Below are 19,910 nucleotides of genomic sequence, written 5' to 3' on the forward strand. Positions count from 1 at the left end.
CCATGCGTGTTTTGATCGCTAGGCCTAAGCGTATCAATATGGCTCAGACGGGAATCATCTAAACTTCTTACATGCTCAAACAAACAACATCCTGGGACCAAGCCTTGCTACGTAAATTCAGTTGCACAGGCCATTTTCGACTACTCAATCAACTTAGGTCTGAACTTAAGGTCCAACCACTAATTCGCGACTCCAACACCAGAAAGCTAACCCTGCAGGCGATGCCGATTCGATCTGGGAGCCAGCGAGGCAATAGACGCCCCTACACGCCTGAGGTATCCCAAAGCGATAAAACACAGGTTGCAGAAGCGAAAGAGAACCAGAGTTCATTTCGACAAAGGCTTGATGCAATTGAGATGCGTTAGAGTTTAGATTGTGAACTAGTTAAGATCACTGTAATAAATACCGATACAAATTAATAGATTCATGATAATGTTAGAGGAGAAGCAATTGCCTTCCTCAGAGCAAGTAAACTATGGTTTTAGCTAGCTTTTACATCGGCTCCTAATAGTGATTAAAAATGAGAAAAAAAGAATTTCGTTAATCCCGGATTATCTAATCATGCGAAACGAATGTTGTCGCTATTTGATTAACATTGTATGAACCTATCTTTTGCAAGAATACATACTTGCAACAACAGACTTGTAATCGCTTGCGTATCCATAACGACCTAGTAAAAACAGGCTAAATGGTCTCATAAAGGCATTATATATCTAATCATACATGATGTTCGTGGAAGGATTTGTGATGATAGCAATAGTGAAAAGTGGGCGCTGTTGTTACTATTTTTGAGGGCAGGAGGTTTGCTGGATTGATTGCTGTACCACTCTTCTTCCTTATCTCAAAGTGTAGGTGAGGCCCAGTGCTACGTCCTGTGCTCCCCATTGTTGCGATTGTGGCTCCTTGGGGCACAATCTGCCCTTTTTTAACAAGTAGTCGATTGTTGTGAGCATAACGAGTTGAATCCCCGTTTGCATGTGCTATTTCTACAAGATATCCGTAAGCTCCTTTCCAGCCCACATAGGAAACAATGCCGCCTTTTGCCGAAAGGATAGGTGTATTGACCTTATTCGCTATGTCAATACCTTGATGCATTCTTCCCCAACGCCAGCCATAGCCTGAAGTGATTACACCTTTTGTGGGCCAAATATAAGAGTTCGTGTCATCTAGATCTATCCATCCACCACCATCAGTGAGTAGAGAAAGGGATTGAAGGTTGTTACTGCCAAGACTTGTCGTTAAAGTCGTCTTCTGAGGACGCGTTGCCTTGGCAACTCGAATTTTCCTACCCACTGTGAGTTGATTGAATTCAAGACCTGGATTTAGCTGACGAATCCTCTGATGTGTTTGTCCATGCTGCTTGGCAATTGATGCAATAGAGTCTCCGCTTTGTATTTTGACCAAGCTTGCGGGTGGAGCCGGGGGGGTCACTGGCGGCTGTTTGTGGCTGACTGTTGTTATGTCTAAAGACTTGGACTGCTGCAACCGAGCCATAGCTGACACAGGTAAAACAATCCAACTGCCGGCCATCAGCCTGTTTGCTGATGAATGATCATTGAGCGCTGAAATCTCAGACCAAGAGACGCCAAGCTGATGAGCAATGAATTTAATCGTTGCTGGTTTGTTGATTTTGACCCATATCTGTCCATCAGGCTGAGGGAGAACAGGTGGTGGTAATGGATGGGAGGCGGGATGATGATATTTACTGGCTTCACCAGGCAGGTGGTTGAGTGTCCCGAGTGCAAGTACTGGCGCGGCGATGGTTGAGATCAGCAACGGCAGCGAGTTCATGGAGGCCAATCAACGTGATATACCCCTTAGACATTCAGCCTTGAGGAGTGCGCGCGAAAGTTAACGTTTGAATTAGAGATCCGCAAGGGGTGCTTGATTGGCTTTCATGATTTGATCTCATGGGAAAGCTAGAAATATTCCCGCAAGGGTAAAACTGAGAGAAACGCGATTAATCCCTGGGGCAAATCAATGCTACGTAGGTGTTTCTACTCACAGGCAGTCGTCGTTGCTGTCGCCTGTTTCCTTTGTCAGGACAAAGCCATTGATATTTTCGTTAAGGTGAGTGTGCTTCTGAAAATATTGTTGAGGCGAAAACAATGGCCAAGAGCCTCAAATCTGGCTAATCAGCTCTTGCCGGAGGTTGATATCTTTTTCACTCGACGTCAGATAGATCTAGATATTGTCGACAACTTTGCTTATATTTACCTCGATTCACTTTCGAATTACCTTTGATTTCCGCTTACGCTTTCGGAATGATGTTCCGTTTGTTATTTGGTCTGATTTGATTTGTTGTGGTGAAGGCTCATTGGTTTATTTGAACAAGGTATAAGTCCGATTCGTTAGCCGAGCAAATGTGTGTCAGAGGAAATTATTGAGATTGAGATTTCATCTAAAGTTATACTTAGCTTTTAGATACAACTGCACAATAAATCAATTGCGGAAGGTCTTTTACTAGAAAAGATAAAATGGCTCGGGGGAGACTTGAACTCCCGACCTTGGGGTTATGAATCCCACGCTCTAACCAGCTGAGCTACCGAGCCTTGTCGTTAATAACAATAAACGATGGACCTCTCTCTGGTCAGACCTTATTCGATGGAAGCAACGTGACTGGATTCATTGCTAAGCCACCCTTCTTTCTGATCTCAAAATGGAGATGTGGACCAGTGCTCCGACCTGTGCTGCCCATCTTCGAGATCGTTGCTCCTTGCGGTATGAACTGACCACTGCGCACCAAAATCTGATTGTTATGGGCATAGCGAGTTGTGGAGCCGCCACCATGTGCAATTTCTACGAGGTAGCCGTAGGCCCCCCTCCATCCGGCATAGGTGACTATTCCGTCTTTTGCTGCAAAAACGGGAGTGCCCACTTTATTTGCGATATCGATACCTTGATGCATTCTCCCCCACCTCCATCCGAAACCAGATGTGAAAACACCTTTAGTAGGCCATATGTAGGAATCAGAATCAATGCTTCCTAGCTGAAGCATGTCATTACGTCTGGTGAACAGATCTACTGTGCTCTCTGGTGATTCAACATCTAAGCAGGTGGGGCAATTGCATGGAGACTCAAGGGAGCACTCCTTCTTAAGGATGTTGTTGCTACTTACTTTTGTTTGGTTCTGTACCCGATTTGTATTCTTATTGTGATCATTCAACGAATACAACGTGTTTTTTTTCTTAGTTTCATCAAGCAGTCGACTTAATCGATTGTTATTTAGTAGGTTTTTACTGTTACGAGGGTTATGCAACAACACCTGCTCAGAATCTAGGTAACTGATACGCCTCAATTGGTGGTGAGCAGATCTTGGCAAAACAATCCAACTACCTTTGGTTAGTTCTGTATTGGATGACTTTTTATTGAGTTTTGACAGTTCAGTCGCTTTCAGCCCAAGTTTGCCTGCTAATTGTTCTATGGTTACTGGTAGGGCAACTTTTATCCATATCAGTTGCTGTGAGGTTGTGCTTGAGATCTTGACCTTCTCCTGTACAGCACTATCTGCATAGCCAGGCAAGGACCCAAGATTCCCTAAAGCAAGCACTGGTGCTGCAAAGGAAGAGATAAGCAACAACAGGGGCTTCATTCAATAAAGTCGATGTTCAAAACCCCTATCAAGCCGAACTTGGCCGGAGTCCGGGAGAAGTTAGCTGATCTCACCTCGATTAGGCAAGGGGGGGCAGAAGCAAGCTTGGTTCGGTTTACTCACCACAGCCCCAGTTGCTGGCCAGCCTCAAAGCTCACGATGGCGCAAGCCACAGAAAGGTTGAGGCTCCTTACGCCGCCCTGCCCCTGTTCACTTGCTGCTCCAGGCATGGGAATTGTCGTGATCTCATCACACTGCTGACGGATTTTGGTGGGAAGCCCGGTGTCCTCACGGCCGAAAAGCAAAACATCTCCGGTTTGGAAACGCATCGAACGGAGGGGGATTCCTCCAAATCTGCTGCAACCGATCAGTCGATGATTTAATGGCAGGCACTTGCGAAATGTATCCAGGTCAGAATGAACTGACAAAGCAACGTGAGGCCAGTAATCAAGTCCTGCTCTACGTAAATAGCGATCATCAAGGCTGAACCCAAGAGGTTCAATCAGATCTAGTGGTATGCGGAAGGCCGCACAGGTCCTGGCGATATTCCCTGTATTGGGTGGAATCCGTGGTTCGTATAAAGCTACGCGTAATGGTGAGATTTCACTTGGATCGCTCATGGCACCGCAATACCAAGCTGTTTGAGATTCAATGCTCGACCCTGTATGACAAGCCAGCTGTTTGATGCCAACGGTTCCAGTTCCTGAGATAGCTTCCCAAGACGATCTCTAAAAAGACCTCCATTGGATGTACTGGGTACAACACCCCAGCCAGTTTCCTCAATGACAATCACGATGGATGCATCGTGTTGTTTAATCGTTTGCAGTAGATCGGTCTTCAGGACTCTCCAATAGCTCGAAGGTTGGTCGAGGTGCCATGTAACAAAACCACCTAACGCTTCAATTAAAACAACATCTGATCTTGGCATTTGAATGATTGCCTTTTTAAGGTCTGGTCCAGATTCAATCACTGACCAATGTTTTGGTCGACGATTACGGTGTTGTTCAAGCCTTTGCTCCCAATTCAGGTCGCCAGCTCTTGTAGGCGAGGTGGCGATATAAGTTACAGACTTGAATTGTTTGACCAAGTGTTCAGCCCATCGACTCTTTCCACCTCTGCTTGGGCCTGAAACTAGGGTAAGGCCATTAAGTTTAGGAATAGTGTTAGCTACTACCATTCATTCCGCGTAGGGTTGCAACAGAAGAGGGAGAGACGCGATTGAGATAACGGAAAATCCAGTACTTAAAGATGGTTGCAAGTATCACAGGGAAGGTGGCAATGAATAAAAGTATGAAATTTTCTCGAGCTGGAAATCCAAAATGATTTGCAATTCCCTGCAATAATACCTGCCATCCTTCGGGACTGTGGAACCCTACAAACATATCTGTAAAAAGAATGATTGCGAATGCCTTTGCAGAGTCACTTAAGCCGTAAACTGCTTCGTCTAGGAACCCTCTGAGAACTCTCAACTCTTCCCGATTAATTATACAAACAAAAGCAAAAGCAATCAGTGCTGCGATATCTGCTAAGACATTCTTTGCTGCATGTGTGCTTTCTTTATCAGCTTCATCTTTAAGTTGACTCGCTTTTATTGCCAGAGCCTTCTGTAGTTCGTCTTGGCTGGGAATTGAATCACCTTTGAGTAGCGCATCAAACTCTATCTCTGCCTTAAATACTCTTAGTTTTTCAACCGCCTGTTCTTCCAGTTGTGGTTTGGGATAACTCAGGAATGGAAGCTCTGGGGCTAAGTAGTCAATCGCCGGGGTAATGAGATAAGTTCGGCTCATCTGTTGCACAAGTAACGGCACCAGAATTAGCAGCAAGATGATCTTTAGTGAGATCAGAGTTGAATCGCGACGACGGCGAAAACCTGCAACCAATGTCGCCTCGGATGTTGGATCAAGCTGTCGACGCACCTTATCAACTAAACCAAGAAGAGATCTTGGAAGAGGGTCGGGTTCCCTGCTCATAGACGTTGCTCTTGACGAACGCTTCGGGGCATAGCGATTGACAATCGTCTCTATTAACTGAAATTTTCTATATTCCTGACTATCGAGTTGGCTGATATTAGGCTTAATAGCTTCAAACGTTAAACGACAGATATTTACGGCCGTATGAAATTTACGTAATATGGTTGACTGTAATGATCGAGGAACAGAAAGTTGCAGGTTGGGTCTTATAGGCCGATCGCCGTAGTATTCAAGCTCAAGTGTCTGGATCAGAAGTGCTGCTTCGTAACCACGTTCAAGGTCATTATTGATGTCTATCGATCGAGCTTCCCCAAATGTTCTCATCCAGTCCCTAAGCGTCATGGTGATTGACTCAGCGAGAGAACACCCACCAAGTGGCCATCGGAACGATGGTGCCGACAACCATCAAGACAACGACCACTAGGGTTGCATTACTACTTTGTGTTTGTTCTTGTGATGGGATATTGGTTTGCTTAATTGCGCTAAACGTTTCTATAGGAGGTCCTGGGTCCTCCCCTCCATCCAATACTACTTGTAAGCGAGCAATTGCATCAAAGGATGCTTGCTGGTAGCGCTCTCCTCCCACCACCGGCTTATTCATTGTCGTACGGCCAGTGCTCTGCAAAAGGGCGTCCGGTAATGTGCTTCTTAAACTTGTATCTGCCAAGACAACAGTTTGCTTGGTTTGTGCATCTATCAACATCACTAGCAAGGGCAGCTCTTTTTCACCAGCGTTTGTGGACCATCGATCGATCAGAGAACTGCCGAAGTTGGAAAGGGAAACACCATAATCAAGTTTACGAAGAGTAATCAAGCGAGCATCAAGTCTTTCGTTTCCGAGCTCAACAAGACGTCCTTCAATCTGAGAACGAGACACTCTGCTGAGGACATCAGCAGAATCGACAACATGGCCTTCAGGCCTTGCAACAGGAAAATCATCTGTTGTTATGGCAAAGGCTCCTGGTACAAGGAGAATCAGACCCAGGAGGATGCTGATCAGAACACCGAGAATGCGGCTTGACCTCAGAACAGGCATCAGTTCAACAACAGCTCATAATGCAGTCTGCCGTCAGCTGAGCAAGCTGTCTCGATTTAGAGCAGAAATTGCTTGAATCACAATCCTTGCTCGATCAGAAGGTAAGTCAAGCTTGCAAGCTAGATCCTCCAGGAAAGCAGCTTCCTCCGTATAGACCTCTCGATCTGAATGGACTAACTGGGCGGCGACTGCCAAGGCACTTTCCTGTTGGAGCGAAGATAGGGCAGGTAATGCTTTGCTAATCAGTCCATCTACACCCTCCTGACGCAACAGGCTTAGGAGTTGATCAAAGAGCTCGCCCATAGCTGCTTCCGAACGCTCCCGATAGGGGTATCTGAATTCAAGTTGCCGACGAAGGGCATGGGCTTCGTCGCGACCGAAGACCCCGTCACAAGAAACGGCGGCGAGGGCGACTGCTGCAAAGGCTTCAGCATCGGTCATGAAAGCTGGAACAACACAACCCATTTGAGCAAGAGTGCGTGCATCTGACATCATTTTTGTTTCGTTCGATGCGACCAGTTGCTCGTATTTCCCTGCTCGCCGGGCTGTTGACCCTGTCTTTGGCTGTATTCAATGCTTTAACAGTGGAGCTTGTTACGCCGAGCTTTCAGCGTGCTGAGGTCCTGGCTGGCGTTGCCGCCGTCGGATTGATGCTTATGGCAGTGTTATGGACACAAGCGAGCCCGATGGCTCCCAGCAAGCAGATCCTTGAGGGAAATCAGACATTCGAATTAGTAGATGGATTGAATGATGTATTACAAAAAGAACTTGCCTGGGGAAGTCATTTATTACTCACAGCAACCCCAGCGGCAGTGATCCTAGTGTATTGGAATAATCAAGTTCTTATACGTCGAGGAATTAGTGGTAATGGTAATTTCGTTCCAGGTGAGATCTGTAACCAGGCCAGAGATCGAGGCGAATTGATTTCATTGGTTAACACATCACTGTTTCCTGGAAGAATCGAATTTAATCCAATTGTTGAGAATTTACCTGCTGTTATGGTGTATCCATTAGCATCAAATGGTTGGGTTGTCCTGGGTGGATGTTCCGAGCGATGTTTTAGTCGTTCAGATGAACTCTGGTTGATTGGATGGTCGCAACGTCTTAGAACTGAACTGGAGGAGAGGACTTAGAGGAAAGGATCGATTTTTCCTTAGCTTCTTCAATTGTTAATTGTGATCTCACTTTAGAACCAGATGACGAGAAAGACACTTTTCCCTCATCTCCAATGCGTCCTTCTAGTTTATCACTTCGAGTAATCTGATTATTTTCTTCTCGCTTCAAGATTACATCGCCAATTGCCTGAACCTCCTCCGTGCTCCAATTCCAAATACATTTTTCAGCCCTGAGTTGTTCGCCAGGTTGACTGAGTTCACATTTCTGAGGAATTTCTACTTCTGTACGGGCAAGATCAACTTTAAAACTATCTCCGCGATAGGTTGATGTTTCCTGAGTTGCAGTGAAAGGCTTATTGCTTTCAATCTTTTCGCTATTAAATTTCCAGCGCGTGGTCTGTGCAAGTAAACTTGCTTTTTGTTCTGGAATGGTAAGTGTAACAGGCTTGATTAGATCGAGGTAACCCTTCTTCGTGTTTCCTTGCAACCTTGTGGCTGTAAGTTGCTGTGGAATATCACTGTTACTTACAATTCGGTGGCCAAGGATTGGTCCCATAGCATTAAGGTTACCGCTGTCTAGATTCCAAAGGCCATTGCGTCCTCGGATCACAATGGAGGGTTCATTACTGTCTTTGCGTTGTTTTTTCCAACGTTCAAATTTTGTTGGACCTTTAAATACAATTTCTTGGGTTAACTGTTGAAACAATACTATCTTGGCACTAATTCTTGAAATGTTATCAAGAGCTTGGGGTCGTTGCTCAATCACCATCTTCGATTCCTCAGGTGTCCAACGCAAACGATCACCAGTAATCAATACTTTTTCTCCTGTAAGCTGCTGAACATTTACATTTCCTTCAAGCAGCACAGTCTCACCATCATTTACAACTGTGGCAGCCTGGGCCCTAATTTTAAATGATGGTTTGTTATCTTTGTACAGAACACCCTCTGGGTCGCGAGCCCTTACAACTCTGCTGCCTAATTCATAGCGAGCTAAGGGGCTGTTTAGGTCCCAGTCTCGTGAACCATCAGCTTGCTTGTGGCGAAGTTCTAGAGATTTAAATACAAAAGGAACTGATGATTTCTTCTGTGGTGATGGGGAATCCTGACATCCCACCATCGATAAGATCAGCAGCAGACTGCCAAGATGACGTGATGGTAGAAGGTTGAATCGCATTAGAGGGAAGAAGAGAGTTCTAGTCTTTGCATTACAGGTTGAGAGGGTGGCAATAAAGCTCCACTTTGCAATTGTCCCCAAGCTAAACTGTTAGACCAGTCATTGCCATCAATACTTAGTCCTAATTGGTTGAGCAAGCGTTCGCTTAGAGAAGGTACAAGAGGATTAATTAATAGTCCTACAAGTCGGCATGCCTCCAAAACTGAGTAAAGATCATCAGCCACTTCGGCTTCATTACCAGGCGTCTTCATTCGACTCCAAGGTGCAGTCTCATTGAGGTAGACGTTGGCTGCAATAGCCAATTTAAGGATCGCCTCAGCTGCATCATGAAAAGCCATGGATGGCATTGATTGACGTACGATGGTAATAGTTGTTTCAGCAGTGGTCACTAAGGGATGAGCATAATCTATTTCATTGCGATGTGAAGGGACAGATCCTTCAAACCATTTTCTTGCCATAGTCGAAGTTCGGTTCAGCAGATTTCCGATTGTATTTGCCAAGTCGTTATTGACTAAATCCATGAATCTTTTCTGCTGAAAATCACCATCATGACCGAACTGGATGTCACGCAATAAATACCATCGAACAGCATCTTCACCACACACTTCAAGCAGTTTCTCTGGATCAAGTACATTCCCTAGTGATTTACCCATCTTTTGACCTTCACGAGTGAGAAAGCCGTGGCCAAAAACTTGTTTTGGCAAGGGTAAGCCTGCTGAGCTCAGCATTGCGGGCCAGTAGACTGCATGAAAACGGAGGATATCCTTGCCAATTAAATGTACTGAGGCAGGCCATCCACACTCCTCAAGACGTTCTATTCGAACCTGGCCACCATCATCTAAAAGAGCACTCAAATAGCCTACAAGAGCATCAAACCAGACATAAAAGGTGTGTTTTGGATAACCAGGTACTGGTAAGCCCCAATCAACATCAACTCTTGAAATTGAAAAATCCCTAAGACCCTGAGCTACAAAATTCTGTATTTCATTCCGGCGACTGACTGGCCAGATGAAATCTGGCTGTGAAATTAGATCTTCGATTTGTGATTGGAAACGAGAAAGTCTGAAAAAAAGGTTCTCCTCATCCCTCCATTCAAGAGGCTTCTGATGAATAGGGCAGGAGGGTGACTGGGCTTGCGGAGGTTCGTCCTTGTATTCTTCACAATCGACGCAATACCAACCCTGCTGCCGACCAAGATACACATCGCCGGAGGTCTCTACACGTTGAAAAAAAGCCTCGACCAGTAACTGATGGCGGTGGCTTGTTGTACGAATAAAGCGATCATTTGAAATATCCCAGCGAGACCATAGATTTTGATAACTCCTTGTGATCTGATCACAATGTTGTTGGGGGCTGATGTTATTGACTTCTGCTGTGCGTTGAATTTTCTGGCCGTGTTCATCGACACCTGTAACAAACATGACCTGCTTACCTTCTAGTCTCTGGAAACGAGCCAGTGCATCACTGGCCATGGTCGTGTACAGGCTGCCTAGATGGGGCTTGTCATTGACGTAGTAAAGAGGGGTCGTAATGGTATAGGTCATCATTGTGGGGAGTTTCTGCTGCTGCGCAGAGCGGCCGGATCCTAACCAGAACAATTCATTTCAGCTTATTGATCGTCTGCCGTCATCTCTCAGACCAAGCCATGCCTCCCTAGCGTTGTGTTTATCAACAGCTAGATCAAGCCGACGGAAATTTTGCCCTCCTCAAGCCTCAACGACTTGCTGAAAACCTAGCTGAGATGCAGCCGGATGCACCCCTTGACTGGGATTCTCAAGCAGCACACGATACAAAAAACTCGTCAAGAACTTTGCGGCGGCACCGATTCAGTCCGCAGAGATTCTGCGTACAACGATTGTGGGAGCCAATGGTAGATATGGCCATATCAAAACAGAAGAACTTACTATGGTTAAGGTTTTGGCAGCAGCGCTTGATATTCAGATGTTCTCAGTCTTGGCCTGGTGAAAGTGATCAAGACCTTCGACCTTTAGCTTCCATCTGGCACTGGCTTGATAATTTGATCCTGATGCCCCCCTTATCGCCAAATTCATCGGGCACATGAGAGTGGGGGCAATGTTCTTTTGAGAGTGACAGCAGAATGTTGGGCTGGAGATTGTTCTTATTTCGACGATGATCAAGTCAAATCGCCTCTATGAACAATTTGTTGCGCCTCGCCAGCGTTGTTTAAGCAACCTTTGTTATGAAGCTCAATTGCTTTCTGGCAAAGATGATTATGTTTTGGGATGACAGTGTCTGCGACCAAAACTTGTTCCACTACGCAGGTGCCCTTGGTGGTCTGGGGTGGAGGCACAGGAGGCGTCGCCTCAGCCGTACAAGCTGCTCGACATGGAATTAGAACTCTTCTGTTAACACCAGGCGCGTGGCTTGGTGGAATGGTCAGTGCAGCAGGCGTTTCGGCTCCAGACGGCCATGAACTCAGTTGCTGGCAGACAGGCTTGTGGGGGGCCTTCCTTCAAGACATCGCCAAAGTTGAACAGGATGGACTGGATCAGAACTGGGTGAGTTGCTTTGGTTTTAATCCCGCTCGCGCAGAAGAGGTTTTGCGGAGCTGGGTTGTCGATCTCCCCAATCTCGAATGGTGGTCTGACGTTCAGCTCAAATCACTGTTACGTGAGGGGGATCGCCTTGTTTTGCTTGAGCTGGAGCTTGAAGGGCGACAGCATCAACTGCGCTTCGACTTATTCATTGATGGAAGTGATTTAGGCGACAGCTTTTCACTCGCAGACATTTCACACCGTTGGGGTTGGGAATCACAAGAACTCTGGAATGAGCCAAGCGCCCCTTCTGCAAAACAATTGAATTGCGATCCATTCTTTGCCAGCCAGCCTGTTCAATCCCCTACTTGGGTTGTGATGGGTCAACTCGATCAACATGCACAATCACCTTCATCACCAGGGTGCTTGCCTCGACCATTCGAAGCTGCAACTGAGGCGTTTGGTTTTGAGCGCACCGTTACCTATGGCCGCCTTCCAGGCGGTTTAGTAATGCTCAACTGGCCCCTTCATGGAAACGACTGGCATAAAGGCTTGGAGCGTATACGCAGCTCAGACGTCAAAATTAAAAACCAGCTTGCTGCAGAAATGCAGCTATATAGCTTGTCATTCCTACAAGCTCTTCAAACAGTTAGTGAGGGTTGGCTTAAGCCTGGCAAGGTGTTTCCAGGGATCAATCAAAGCCTGGCATTGATGCCCTATTGGCGAGAAGGTCGACGCCTTAAAGGTCAATACACCTTAGTGGAAGGAGATCTTCTGCCATTAGCCTCTGGTGCAGCCCGAGGACCAATCCCTTTAGATAAACAGGGACGTTGCACCAGTATTGCTGTAGGGACTTACGCTAATGATCATCATTATCCTGGTAAAGATTGGCCCTTAGCCTCAAAAAGTTGTAGATGGGGTGGGAGATGGACAGGTACTCCATTCTGCATTCCTTACGGGGCTCTACTGAGTAGCGAAGTGGAGAATATTCTGATAGCTGATAAGGCTTTTAGTGTGAGTCATATAGCCAATGGTGCAACTCGATTACAGCCAATGATTTTCAATCTTGGCCAGGCTGCTGGAATGGCAGCAGCTATAGCCTTGAAAAAGAGGCTTCAACCAGCAGAAGTTGATATTTCAGACATACAGCATGAACTATTGCATGATATTTATGCCCCAGCCGCTATTGTTCCAATTTGGGATTGGCCTGCATGGCATCCTCACTGGCGTAATGCACAGAAATTTGTTTTGGCGCAACCAGAGTGCCTCAGCAACCATAGCGTGATTGAAGGTTTTAATCTTAAAGCAAATGTAGGAGAAATGCCACTACCAGATCAAACACCACTCAATAAACATGTGAAAAAGTTTTCAGGCTCCCTTCGTATTCATTCTGATCAGACATTCTCTCTTGACACCAAGTTTAAATCCTGGCGATTAATAACACTGGAGCCGGCATTAAAGCGGTGGCTGGAATCATGTGAAGACCAGCAGAATGTACACCTACTAGCAGTTGCTAATCCATGGGGACCATGGCTGAGGTTGATTCGCATTTTAGATTAATAGCAGCTTTTGGTAGTTTGTTTTTTGTTTCTTTGCTTTGAGAAGCTACTTGGCGACCAACTCAATTTGATCAGTCAACGGATCAATTGCAAGAACTGTCATGATCAATGCAAGACCTGGACTAGGGTCGATCAAACCGTAGAGCTTGCAGGCAAGATCCATAGCCAGGCATTCCACATGCACAAGTGCAATCTGATCATGTGGCCTCAACCAGCGCAGAAATAGGGCTGGCCATTGTTCATGGCGATGTTTTAAAAACCACACCTTTTGCCAGTGTCGCTGGTCTTCGCGTTGGATTTGCTGTGCTTGGCGAAGAGGGTCTTCAAGTGCATCCAACTGCACCATGAGAGCGTGCTCGCTTAATGGAACTGAGCCTCCTAAGTGAGCCACCACCTGTCGATGGGCAAGTAAATCTGCATAGCGACGGATCGGCGAACTGGCTTGTACGTAGGCAGAGAGGCCAAGACTGAAATGAGCCATCGGACGAGTACCAAGGACACCTCGGCTAAGGCAACGCTTGATCGCGGCATGTCGGACAGGTCCTTCAATCAACTGTGATAAGTCAGTTGCACTGGGTAGTTGAGTTGGAGGCTGGCTGCGATAGGGCAGAGCAAGGTTTTGACGCTTTCCAAATTCAGCAATAACAGTACCCATCAGGATCATGGCTTCGCTTACTAACCGTCTGGCTGGAGTTGACTCAACAACATGAAGCTCAGGCTGATCATCCTTGACTTTGAATCGCCCTTCAGATTGTTCAAGCAGCAGTGCACCTTGTCGCGCACGCCATAATTGACGTTTTTTGAGCAGGCTTGCGAGTGTTGAAAGATCTTCATCGCCAGGAGGCGCAAGCTCAATCAATTCATCCCCATCCTCATAAGTGAGTCGATAGCAGGGGCGAATCCAAGTGCGACAAACACGAGTGTCGGCTATACATCCTGATTGGTCTAGAACCACAGCAACACTCAACGCTGCACAGCGACGGCCAGCTTTAAGACTGAGAAGTTCAGCGGCAACACTCAATGGCAGCATTGGTCTTAGGCCATCAGCCAAGTAGAGGCTGGTTGCTCTTGCACGAGCCTCAAGATCTAAGGGGCTGTCAACAGGAATAAGTCTGGCCGGATCGGCGATATGGATCCAAATCCAGTTGTCTTGATCAACACACTGCAAAGAGATTGCATCATCAATTTCCTGAGTTTGATGATCGTCGAGGGTGTAGGTTCTTAAATCACTCAAATCAAGACGACTATCATCGCTTGCGAACGATAGTTGCTCAAACTTATTGAGTAATTGGTCCGCTTGAGCTTGTACACTCCCTTCAAAGCTTTTTGTCCAGATACTGCCTTTGAGAGTTGTTAGATCGTGTGGATCGCGCCAGCCTTTCTTGATCAACCAATAACGGAGGTCGCTCAGCGATCGACCCAACTTTAAATCTTTAATCAGCTCAAGAGCTTGTTCATCTGTTAAAAAAGCATCCTCTGGACCGTCAGCCAACTCGATTAAACGGTTGATAGTTAACTGAAGATCCGAGGGTAAATCCTGCCACTGATCTTTGCTCAGAGGTGTATCTGCTATCAGCAATGCAAGAGAATCTAGGCGTTGCTGCACTCGAGATTGTTGCTTGCGGCGCAGCTGGCGGATGCGGCGCAGATCAATAAGTTGACGTGCTTCAACCATGTGGTCACGTCGAACTCGAAATAAAGGTTGGTGGCTATTAAGCCAAAACCACAATGCTGCGAGATGGATAGGATCCTTTTTATGAAGGAGTAAATCAGCTAGTTCTGTAATTTTGAGTGCTGTTGGTGAAGTCTTACTTTTACGCCTTTCGCCTTCGAGCAATCGCCAACCAGCAATTAAATCGCGTGAATTAAGACTAAGGTTACGGACCTCACTCATTGTGGGTAGAGATGTCTCCAGCTCTACCATGTTGTGTTTTTGCTTTAGAACGGACAGCTCTCGACTGGCCAGCTGTTGTTCTCGCCGTGTTCCTGCAACGCTTACGATTGCTCGGCTGCCCTTCAAGGAAGTTAGCAGGCCAATTTGTGGTTGACCTTTTAAAACAAAGCCAACTAAATCACCTTGCTGTAGAGAAGGCGTCAAAGCTGTTGCAATCAGCCTTCTGGATTAACAAATGGCAAAAGTGCAATAATACGTGCACGTTTTACAGCATTAGTAAGGTCACGTTGTTGCTTAGACGTTAGACCTGTAAGGCGTCTAGGCAGGATCTTGCCACGGTCAGTAATGAACTTCTTGAGGAGATCAACATCCTTGTAGTCGATGGGATCGCCAGGCTTAATTGGCGACAGCCGCTTTTTAAAAAATGAACTGGACATGATTTAAGAACGCTGGTGTGCTTTTCGTGACTGCAAAGTCATTTGATCTCTTTGTGAGTTGTTGACTTGTTGCAGTAACGGCAGAATTTCTTGATTTCCAGCCGTTCGGTGGTGTTTCGGCGGTTCTTTTCGGTGGTGTATCGGGACACCCCGTGAGACCGCTTGTCGATGGCGGGATTGGACCGGCATTCGTTGCACTCAAGAGTGATCACGATCCGGACGCCCTTGTTTTTGGCCATAAAGGACGTTGCGCCGCAGATGCGAAGCGTAGTGAAGAACTAAGATCCTACAGGGCAGCCTCACATGACTTGACGCCTTCGTTCGCTTGCTTCGTAAGATCTCTTGCGGCCTCTTGCTGATCCATGCGGGTTTCTCTCTCCTGGCTGCAGGATCTAGTACAGCTGAATGAGACCGTCGAGAACCTCGCCGAAGGCCTGTCGATGGCTGGATTTGAGGTTGAGGCTATTGATGATTTAGCCAGCCGTGCCGATGGCGTGGTCGTTGGGTTGGTGAAAGACCATCAACCCCACCCCAATGCAGACAAACTCAGCGTCTGTCAGGTGGATGTTGGGTCGGGTGAATGTCTTCAGATCGTCTGTGGGGCTCCAAATGTTCGGCTTGGTATTCACGTACCTGTTGCCATGGTTGGTGCAACCCTCCCAGCAGTTGGAATCAAGATCAAAGCCAGTGAGCTTCGGGGGGTGCCAAGTCAAGGAATGATCTGCTCTCTATCGGAATTAGGACTGGAATCAAATGGTGATGGAATAGCCATCCTTGAAGAGATCGCTGAAAATGTTCCAGAGCTCGGCCAGCCTGTAGCTCCTCTGCTCGGACTCGATGACACAGTGCTTGAGTTGGCAATCACAGCCAATCGCCCCGATGGAATGTCGATGGTTGGTATCGCAAGGGAAGTCGCTGCTTTAACAGGTGCAATCCTGCAGCTTCCGCAACTTGATATGGCCCCAATCCATAAATCTTTCAGGCCTGATTCCACCAGTTCTGTGTCCATGCTGAAGGGTGGTCTTTATGGCTTAACCGCCTTAGAGAATGTAGATGGTGGATTAACTTCTCCTGCCTGGTTAAAACAACGCTTGGAGCGTTCAGGATTGAAATCAGTGAATGGTGTCGTTGATATTACAAATCTGGTGATGTTGGAGCAAGGCCAGCCATTGCATGCATTTGATATTGATGCTCTCGAATTGATCACAGGTCAAACAGTTTCCGCAGAATCTTTTGGCCTTCGACAAGCAAGAAACAATGAAGTTTTTAATGGCCTAGATGGAAATCAACTTGCACTGAACGAAAATTGCCAGATCGTCACCTGCCATGACATTCCTATAGCGCTTGCGGGTGTTATCGGTAGTGCTGAAAGCGGCGTGTCTGCAAAGACAAGGCGAATATGGCTGGAATCTGCAATGTTTACCCCAACGGCCGTGAGAACGACCTGCCGAGCTGTTGGCTTGAGGACCGATGCAAGCAGTCGCTTTGAGAAAGGGTTGCCTGTTGAAATGACTTTGGCATCAGCGCGTCGAGCTGTGACACTAATGGAGGAACATCTAGGCATTAAATCAAATGGATGTTGGGTATATGGTGAGCCCCTAAAAACTGCTGAGCCGGTAAAACTTCGCCGCGAAGCTATCCATCGCTTACTCGGACCAATAGCTGATGAGAATGACAATAGGTATCTAGAAGACGACATTGTCGAGACTTCGCTGCTTGCTCTCGGATGCGAGTTGTCTCCTTATAACGAAGGGTGGTTGGTCATAGTTCCACCATCACGCCGTAGAGATCTCTCGCGAGAGGTTGATTTGATCGAAGAGGTGTCTCGCCTTGTTGGCTTTGATCGTTTTGAGGCCAACCTGCCAGATCCGCTTGAACCTGGTGGGCTAACGACTGCTCAAACAGCTGAACGCCGATTGAGGCAGATGTTGTGCGGAGCAGGATTGCAGGAAGTCACCACCTTGTCGCTAGTGGGTGCTGACAGTGATGAACCACAACGAATTGCAATTAGCAACCCTTTATTGGCTGAGACCAGCCACCTGCGTACCAATCTTTGGGAGGAGCATCTACGTATTTGCCAACGTAACCTCCAGTCATCGCAGCCTGGTTGTTGGTTATATGAAATAGGCAATGTCTATACATTCACTGACGAGCTCATCAACCAACGCGCTGTTCTTGCTGGCGTGATCTGTGCAGAGCGAAGGTTTGAACGATGGAGTACAAGCGGCAAGATCAAGTCAATGACATATCACCAGGCACGCGGTCAGCTTTCCCAAGTCTTTCAAGGGTTGAAGTTGGACATTAACGACCGTCCCATCAAGGACAATCCTTCACTTCATCCTGGACGGTCTGCAGAGTTATTTGTCGAAGGCAAACTGCTCGGGGATTTTGGGCAGCTTCATCCAGAACTATCGGAACGTCTTGATCTACCTGAAGCAACCTATCTATTCGCGTTGGACTTGCAGTGCATCATTCAAGCTTCGACACGATCTAATCGATGGAACCCTATCTTCCGACCATTCCCGACAGTTCCAGCAATGGAACTTGATTTAGCTGTGATCGTTTCAAAGGAATGTAGTTGTTCAGATTTGATCCAAGCCATCAAAAAAGCTGGTAAACCGCTTCTAGAGCATGTAGAGCTGATTGATCGTTTTGAGGGTGGACAGCTTGATCATGACTCTTGCAGTCAAGCGTTCAGGTTGCGTTATCGGAGTAAAGACAGCACTCTTAGTGAAGACAGGGTCAACCCGATTCACGAGAAGGTACGTCAAGCACTTGTAAAGCAGTTTTCTGCAGAGCTCAGGAGCTAATACGAATTAACAGTGCCAGACATTCGATATGCATTGTTTGAGGGAAGAAATCAATTGGTTGTAATTGATCAATCTGATAGGGTCCATTTGGTACTATCAATTGCTTGAGGTCACGAGCCAATGTGGCAGGGTCACAACTAAGATATGCCACTCTCTCTGGTCGAACTGAAAGGATTGTTTTAATCACCATTTGATCTAAACCTTTACGCGGTGGATCCAGCACTAACACATCATGATGTTGAAGTATTTTGGCCAGTAACAAGGAAACATCACCGCACAAAAACGAAACATTATCCAGATTATTCCGCAAGGCATTTTTCTTTGCTTGAGCAATAGCTTCTGCATGAAGTTCAAGACCTATTACGTTATATCCAGCTGCTGCGATGGGGAGAGAAATTGTGCCAATTCCACAATATGCGTCAATTATATTGATTTCAGGTAAAGTAGTGAATAGCCATTCCAGTAATTTAAAGACTATACGTTCTGCCTGCATAGTGTTTACTTGAAAAAATGTTGTAGTAGAAAGCAATAAGGAGAGATTATAAAAATGCTCCTCAATATAAAGATCACCAGCAAGCAATATAGTTTCTTGACCAAGAATAAGATTGTTTTTCTGTCGTTGGATATTTAAAGTTATTCCTTTTACTTCCGGCCAACGCCTATACCATTCGTTAGCTTGTTGATGTAGGCCGTAGAGTTCAGTGGTACTACTTACCAGTGTGATCAACACTTGTCTTGTTTTTTGGCCAATACGAATGCCTAGATGACGGAGTCCTTCCCCAGAAGATAGGTCTGAATCTGCCGGCCAATTCTGCTGTTGAAGATCATCTTTGATCCAAGCCAGATATTGATCGATGCCTCGGTCCAGTACCGGACATCGATCGAGATCAATAATTTGGTGACTGCCGCGTCGGTAATAACCCATAAGTAACTGTCCTTCTCTATTGCGATAGAGGGGAATTAAGGCTCTATTACGATATCCGAGAGCTCTAGTATAATCAGTCATGATTGGTTCTATTTTATGATCCAATTGACCTAAACGTAGAAGTATTTCCCGTAGATGACTTTGCTTTAATAAGCTCTGTCCATGATCATTAAGGTGCTGTATTGAGCAACCTCCACATTCTTTTGCGATTTTGCATGGTGGGTGTCTGCGACTTGAAACTGTCTCAAGTGATTGAACTTTGCGGGCTAACAACTGGTTTCGATGGCGTCTTACAAACTCTATTTGTGCACGTTCACCAGGTAGAAGGTCATTGACTATCACAACCCAATTGTTCCATCGCGCTAGTCCATTGCCATGACGATCTAAATCTACGCATGTGATCTCAACCCTATCACCTGGGGCTGGTGTTGATGTCAAACTTGAGTTTGTAGAGCTAGTCATACCAAGCCTTCCTATTGATTAGGCATAACAATAAAGTCAACACTGTCTATAAATAAGTTATAAATATCCAGATATGTGGTGTAGCTTTGGGAAACATAATCTTAGTCAGATCCAGGAGCCTTTCAAGTGTTCGGATGCCATTTTATTATAGATTGCTTAGAGTGAGCTCCATGTTCATGAGTCTGAGCATAAATAATTAAATTCAATCGAAACGAAGGTGGATTATTCAGGAGCGCACTCTCAAGTCTTATTCTCGATAATCGGCATCGAAAAACTGTCACTTCACAACGAAGAGTTGTTGTCAGCCAGGCTTATGGCATCGAAATAGTGGATTTTATAAGCACTGTCACGATCTCAATTGAGATTTTGCTTTCTGCGCATATCGCCACTTGCTTGAGAATTTAGGATCGAAAAATATTCTGGATCGGGTATGGCAACCCA

The 19,910-nt window shown here is 46.1% G+C and carries 17 protein-coding genes and 1 tRNA gene; 4 read left to right on the plus strand and 14 right to left on the minus strand.

Translation table 11 applies throughout. From position 1 onward, the window contains the following. Positions 1-71: 71 nt before the first annotated feature. The gene (locus SIB74_RS05020) at positions 72-365 is read left to right on the plus strand and encodes a hypothetical protein (protein WP_063395915.1); all 294 of its coding nucleotides are present in this window, start codon (positions 72-74) and stop codon (positions 363-365) included. Positions 366-717: 352 nt separating this feature from the next. On the opposite strand, the gene SIB74_RS05025 is transcribed toward SIB74_RS05020, so the two are convergent. The 8 genes from SIB74_RS05025 to SIB74_RS05060 form a co-directional block, all read right to left on the minus strand. Continuing rightward, on the minus strand, positions 718-1,791 hold the full coding sequence (locus tag SIB74_RS05025; protein WP_063396025.1) for a peptidoglycan DD-metalloendopeptidase family protein: 1,074 nt from the start codon (positions 1,789-1,791) through the stop codon (positions 718-720). Positions 1,792-2,478: 687 nt separating this feature from the next. Beyond that, a tRNA-Met gene (locus SIB74_RS05030) sits at positions 2,479-2,552 on the minus strand. Between the two features lie 38 nt (positions 2,553-2,590). Further along, positions 2,591-3,592: a M23 family metallopeptidase gene (locus SIB74_RS05035; protein WP_063395913.1), complete on the minus strand. Its 1,002-nt coding sequence runs from the start codon at positions 3,590-3,592 to the stop codon at positions 2,591-2,593. A gap of 119 nt (positions 3,593-3,711) precedes the next feature. After that, complete coding sequence (locus tag SIB74_RS05040; protein WP_063395912.1) at positions 3,712-4,212, minus strand: tRNA (cytidine(34)-2'-O)-methyltransferase; 501 nt, start codon at positions 4,210-4,212, stop codon at positions 3,712-3,714. Then, positions 4,209-4,769: a bifunctional adenosylcobinamide kinase/adenosylcobinamide-phosphate guanylyltransferase gene (locus SIB74_RS05045; RefSeq protein WP_063395911.1), complete on the minus strand. Its 561-nt coding sequence runs from the start codon at positions 4,767-4,769 to the stop codon at positions 4,209-4,211. Before SIB74_RS05045 ends, SIB74_RS05040 begins: the two co-directional genes overlap by 4 nt. Then, a complete protein-coding gene (gene pxcA, locus SIB74_RS05050) occupies positions 4,756-5,904 on the minus strand; it encodes a proton extrusion protein PcxA (protein ID WP_063395910.1) in 1,149 nt (382 codons plus the stop codon). The genes SIB74_RS05045 and pxcA overlap by 14 nt, the downstream gene beginning before the upstream one ends. A gap of 10 nt (positions 5,905-5,914) precedes the next feature. Further along, on the minus strand, positions 5,915-6,598 hold the full coding sequence (gene psb32, locus SIB74_RS05055; protein WP_063395909.1) for a photosystem II repair protein Psb32: 684 nt from the start codon (positions 6,596-6,598) through the stop codon (positions 5,915-5,917). 33 nt (positions 6,599-6,631) lie between these two features. Further along, on the minus strand, positions 6,632-7,090 hold the full coding sequence (locus tag SIB74_RS05060; RefSeq protein WP_082818484.1) for a tellurite resistance TerB family protein: 459 nt from the start codon (positions 7,088-7,090) through the stop codon (positions 6,632-6,634). A 17-nt stretch (positions 7,091-7,107) separates the two neighbouring features. Here SIB74_RS05060 and SIB74_RS05065 point away from each other — a divergent pair, with 17 nt between their 5' ends. Next, positions 7,108-7,731, plus strand: a complete 624-nt coding sequence (locus SIB74_RS05065; protein WP_063396023.1) for a cofactor assembly of complex C subunit B — start codon at positions 7,108-7,110, stop codon at positions 7,729-7,731. Here SIB74_RS05065 and lptC read toward each other — a convergent pair. After that, the gene (gene lptC / locus SIB74_RS05070) at positions 7,703-8,887 is read right to left on the minus strand and encodes an LPS export ABC transporter periplasmic protein LptC (RefSeq protein WP_063395908.1); all 1,185 of its coding nucleotides are present in this window, start codon (positions 8,885-8,887) and stop codon (positions 7,703-7,705) included. The two genes, SIB74_RS05065 and lptC, sit on opposite strands and share 29 nt — an antisense overlap. Next, positions 8,887-10,431 (minus strand): methionine--tRNA ligase, encoded by a 1,545-nt coding sequence (gene metG, locus SIB74_RS05075; protein WP_063396022.1) that lies wholly within the window; start codon positions 10,429-10,431, stop codon positions 8,887-8,889. The genes lptC and metG overlap by 1 nt, the downstream gene beginning before the upstream one ends. Positions 10,432-11,130: 699 nt before the next feature. Here metG and SIB74_RS05080 point away from each other — a divergent pair. Next, positions 11,131-12,942: an FAD-dependent oxidoreductase gene (locus SIB74_RS05080; protein ID WP_063395907.1), complete on the plus strand. Its 1,812-nt coding sequence runs from the start codon at positions 11,131-11,133 to the stop codon at positions 12,940-12,942. A gap of 45 nt (positions 12,943-12,987) precedes the next feature. Here the strand turns inward: SIB74_RS05080 and SIB74_RS05085 are convergent, their stop codons facing one another. From SIB74_RS05085 to rpmG, 3 genes are read right to left on the minus strand one after another with little or no spacing between them, the layout of a single operon-like run. Continuing rightward, positions 12,988-15,039 (minus strand): ribonuclease catalytic domain-containing protein, encoded by a 2,052-nt coding sequence (locus SIB74_RS05085; RefSeq protein WP_063395906.1) that lies wholly within the window; start codon positions 15,037-15,039, stop codon positions 12,988-12,990. Between the two features lie 11 nt (positions 15,040-15,050). Further along, positions 15,051-15,272 carry a 30S ribosomal protein S18 gene (gene rpsR / locus SIB74_RS05090; RefSeq protein WP_011130118.1) on the minus strand — a complete coding sequence of 74 codons (222 nt, stop codon included), beginning with the start codon at positions 15,270-15,272 and terminating at the stop codon, positions 15,051-15,053. A gap of 38 nt (positions 15,273-15,310) precedes the next feature. Then, positions 15,311-15,511, minus strand: coding sequence for a 50S ribosomal protein L33 (gene rpmG / locus SIB74_RS05095; RefSeq protein WP_011826119.1), 201 nt, complete (start codon positions 15,509-15,511; stop codon positions 15,311-15,313). A 123-nt stretch (positions 15,512-15,634) separates the two neighbouring features. Here rpmG and pheT point away from each other — a divergent pair, with 123 nt between their 5' ends. After that, a complete protein-coding gene (pheT, locus tag SIB74_RS05100) occupies positions 15,635-18,082 on the plus strand; it encodes a phenylalanine--tRNA ligase subunit beta (protein WP_063395905.1) in 2,448 nt (815 codons plus the stop codon). Here pheT and rlmD read toward each other — a convergent pair. Then, complete coding sequence (rlmD, locus tag SIB74_RS05105; protein WP_063395904.1) at positions 18,072-19,469, minus strand: 23S rRNA (uracil(1939)-C(5))-methyltransferase RlmD; 1,398 nt, start codon at positions 19,467-19,469, stop codon at positions 18,072-18,074. The genes pheT and rlmD overlap by 11 nt on opposite strands. Positions 19,470-19,910: the final 441 nt, after the last annotated feature.

This window comes from Prochlorococcus sp. MIT 1306, from assembly GCF_047304515.1.
GTDB lineage: Bacteria > Cyanobacteriota > Cyanobacteriia > PCC-6307 > Cyanobiaceae > Prochlorococcus > Prochlorococcus marinus_D.